The 915-nt window shown below is 39.8% G+C and carries 1 protein-coding gene; it reads left to right on the top strand.

The window, feature by feature from the left end; all coding sequences use genetic code 11:
• The coding region (locus E1163_RS30160) for a hypothetical protein (RefSeq protein ID WP_185155883.1) at positions 1–915 on the top strand (915 nt) is incomplete at both ends.

Genomic DNA, 915 nt, shown 5'->3' with positions numbered 1-915 from the left:
TTGCACTGCTATGTATCGCAGTATTTTTTTTCTCTTGCGGTAAAAACGACGACGAGAACGAATCTATTGATTCGTTTGTTGAAATTACCGTTGGCGGTGAAACCAAAAAATTAACAGTGGCAAAAGCCGAGTACTCCCCGGTAAAACGAGCTTTTATTTTAGAAACTGCCACCACTGACACAAAAATAATGGCACTTACAATCAGGGAAGCACAGGTAGATGCATTTGCATCAGGAAACTTTTCAACTACCTGTGAAGTAGACGCTGAACTCCTTAGCACAGAATTCATAGGCTCAACCACCTTTACAGAAACTGAGAGTGTTTTTAAGATAACTTCTGTTGACAAAAGTGAAACCAGCTATGTGATTAAAGGTGAAGCTGCTCAAGTCGAGATGCAAACTCCGCAGAGAAGGGAAACTCTCATAGTTGATAAAATCAGTTTTTCTGTAGCTTATGAAATCCCGTCAACAGATAATCTGGATTATCTCGCTTTTGAAATTAACGGTGTTCCATACACTTACTATAGCGATGGCGCCAGCAATTTTCAGGACTCATACGCTTATCCTGCCACGGACGCGACTGATGTAAACCTGCTTCTAACTGGCAACATTTCCAATGACAATAGTTATTACTACAGTATTGTAGAAGGCTTCTCAATCAAAATATTAAACGCAGATTACCCTCCTGTTGCGACATCTATCAACACTTACAGTGATGGGTTAAGAATGTATTTTACCGCTCCGGAAGATCCCGCCTGCTTTATATCCAATTACCTTACCTATAACAATAGTAACAATTTGGAGCCTAACTTCAATAGCTGCAGGTTTGCTATTACCAACGTGGTATCTATCGATGGTGGATTTAAATTGGAGGGTACATTCTCAGGAAAAATAACAGAAAACATTGACGATAAGG

It is taken from the genome of Fulvivirga kasyanovii (assembly GCF_009711405.1).
GTDB classification, from domain to species: Bacteria; Bacteroidota; Bacteroidia; order Cytophagales; family Cyclobacteriaceae; genus Fulvivirga; species Fulvivirga kasyanovii.
Note: the sequence above shows the minus strand (reverse complement) of the source record. Positions and strands in the feature narration are given on the sequence as shown.